The sequence below is a fragment of the Synechococcus sp. R6-7 genome (assembly GCF_047461695.1).
Taxonomy (GTDB): Bacteria; Cyanobacteriota; Cyanobacteriia; order Thermostichales; family Thermostichaceae; genus Thermostichus.
In genome coordinates this window covers 1-2,706 of record NZ_JANSHS010000437.1, presented here as the reverse complement: position 1 = coordinate 2,706, position 2,706 = coordinate 1, and the positions used below count along the sequence as shown (strand labels likewise).

The window sequence follows — 2,706 nt, the reverse complement described above, 5'->3', positions numbered from 1 at the left end:
CCCTCTGCCTTGGGGACAGAGATTCCCCAGGTGCGTTCTGCCAGTTGAGCTAGGCGTTTCCCCAAATCTAGGCTGGCTTGGCGCGGCTCTGCCGCCCAACGGGTTGCTTGCAGCTGTTGCTGCAGCTTCTCCACTCCCGACTCGGATCCTAATCGGGATAGACGATGGGCCAAGGCACAGGCTCTGCCCTCGGTGGGGGCTAAGCCCATGTGCAAAACCCCCAACAGGTACTGCTGCACCCCAGCCCGATCGCGAAGTTGACCCGCTTGAACGGCAGCTTCCAAGCCCCAGGAGTGGGAATAAGCCCCAATCGGCAGGGCAGAATCGGTGAGCTGTAGCAACAGATAGAAAGTGCCGCTGGATCCTGGAGAAGTAAGTTGGGAGGAGAGCTCACCACGCATCTTCACCAAGCCTTAGCGGGGGCGGATCAGGCCATAGCCGCCATGGTTGCGGACGTAGATAACGTTGATCTCGCCATTTTCGATATTGCGGAAAACGTAGAAGTCGTGATCCACCAGCTCCAACTGGTGCAACGCTTCCTGAACCGTCATGGGTGGCATGGCGAAGTATTTGGTGCGCACCACCTCTGCGGGTAACTCCGCTTGCCGTTCCGTATTTAGCGGATCGGTGACGGGCTGCTGGGCCACTGCCACGGAGGTTTTGGGGGTGTGGCGGACGCGGTGAATGCCGTTCCGTTCTTTGTATTTGCGCAACTTGCGGGCCAGCTTGTCGGCCACACGGTCGATGCTGGCATAGAGGTTTTCGCTGCTTTCTTCCGCCCGGATCACGGTGCCATTGGCGTAGACGGTCACTTCGGCAGATTGGCTGGCACTGATACGGGGGTTGCGGGCTACCGATAGATTGACATCAACCTCACTGGTGATCTGGGCAAAATGACTGACAGCACGCTCAATTTTTTCTTGAACGTAGCTGCGGATGGCGTCGGTAATCTCGACGTTTTTCCCTTGGATCACAAGCTTAGTCATGAGGACTCTCCCAGTCATGTCGGTTTATACCTGAGATAGCGCCTCATCCCCACCCGGGATCCCTCTAACTCTGGAAAGCGATCCCAGCTCACAGGCGACGTCAGCCCTTTAATTGGCAAAAATGGAGCCCTGTCATCAAGGGTGAGCAGATCGGCTTTGGGAGTGGCACTAACCTCTTGGGTTAAGTCTAGGTTAACATCTCGCTCAAGGATCTCTGCCAGAGGTTAAGAATAAATTTAGGCTCTCTTAATGTTTCAGAGATGTTGAATTCCAGATTTTCCCGAATCGCAGGAGCTCTGTAGAGAAGCGGGATCCCCGCCCTGCAAGACATGCACTTCTATTGGCTGTGTTGAGTGTCTTTGGGAAAGGTTTTTTAGAGTTTAAGTTGCAAGTTCCTCAGTCAAAAGCCAAATCTATCATCAAACCCATAGACAGATCTAGCCTGCTAAAAATCTTCCTGAGCTGGATTTTGAGTTGGTTAAACAATGTCTCTAACTCTGACCTGTTTTTGAGAGACTGAAGGTGGGCCGTATTGCCCATAAGCTCGGCAATCCAGATGCTTCAGCTTTCCTCCAGGGTATGTTGGTATTATCCTACAGCCTAGCAGCATCTTGATTGGATAGCCATTGACAGCAAAAATGAAGGGATATTGATATAAATTAAGCTTTTTATCGATTTTTTATCAATATGAGGCTTTCGACTTGAGAGATGGTGTTGTTGTCGGTATTAGCTTTGACAAGCCTGTTGTTCACTGTTCCATGCTGTAAGGTTTCTATCGGAGAGCTACATAAGAACTTGGAACTCGGTTCTGCCGCTGCAGTCACCTTGAGGAGCGGTGGGGAGAAGGCCAACTCTTTCCGGGGTGGCTGAAATGCTACCCTCGAAACCAGCTTGGTGTGCAAAAGGTGGGGCAGACTGGGTGGGCGGAGGGATCCCGTTGAAGGCGGCAGAGCTTTTAGACAGAGCAGAAGAGGCTCTGCAGGAGCAGTTTCAGGCGGTGGAGAAGACCCTCAGAGAGAACCTGGCGCGGGTGCTGCGGGCCTTTCGCGACCAGCGGGTGGGATCCCATCACTTTGCCGGGGTGTCGGGGTATGGCCACGACGACCAGGGGCGGCAGGTTTTGGATCGGGTGTTTGCCCAGATTATGGGCTGTGAGGCAGCAGTGGTGCGGCTGCAGATGGTGTCTGGTACCCATGCCATTGCCTGTGCTTTGTTTGGGGTGCTGCGTCCGGGGGATGAGCTGCTGAGCATTACCGGCCCCCCTTACGACACCCTTGAAGAGGTCATCGGTCTGCGGGGTTCCGGGCGGGGATCCCTACGGGAGTTTGGCATCGGTTACCGCCAGTTGGATTTGCGGGAGGGAACTGTCGATTGGCAGGCCCTGAAAACCGCCCTCAGACCGCAAACCCGCTTGGTTCACATTCAGCGGTCCTGTGGCTACGATTGGCGGCCCAGCTTTTCCATTGCCCAGATTGCCGAGATGATCCAAATGGTCAAAGCGCAAAACCCCGAAGTTGTGGTTTTTGTGGACAATTGCTACGGCGAATTTGTGGAAACCCAGGAGCCAACCCATGTGGGCGCAGATCTGATTGCCGGATCCCTGATCAAAAATCCGGGGGGCACCCTCGTTCCCGCAGGGGGCTATGTGGCCGGGCGGGCAGAGCTGGTGGAGCAAGCCGCTTGTCGGTTAACGGCTCCGGGCATTGGTTCGGAGGGGGGG

At 54.9% G+C, this 2,706-nt stretch carries 3 protein-coding genes; 1 reads left to right on the top strand and 2 read right to left on the bottom strand.

Features of this window, described 5'->3' with window-relative positions; all coding sequences use genetic code 11:
- On the bottom strand, nt 1-401 hold a 401-nt coding region (locus NW815_RS12300), incomplete at its 3' end, for an urease accessory protein UreF (protein ID WP_414416071.1).
- A 12-nt stretch (nt 402-413) separates the two neighbouring features.
- Nucleotides 414-986, bottom strand: a complete 573-nt coding sequence (gene hpf / locus NW815_RS12295; RefSeq protein ID WP_011434101.1) for a ribosome hibernation-promoting factor, HPF/YfiA family — start codon at nt 984-986, stop codon at nt 414-416.
- A gap of 871 nt (nt 987-1,857) precedes the next feature.
- Here hpf and NW815_RS12290 point away from each other — a divergent pair.
- A partial coding sequence (locus tag NW815_RS12290; protein ID WP_414416070.1) for a methionine gamma-lyase family protein occupies nt 1,858-2,706 on the top strand: 849 nt, incomplete at its 3' end.

Coding starts and splice junctions, on each gene's coding strand:
- hpf (WP_011434101.1), bottom strand. CDS start 986: ATGACTAAGCTTGTGATCCAAGGGAAAAACGTCGAGATTACCGACGCC.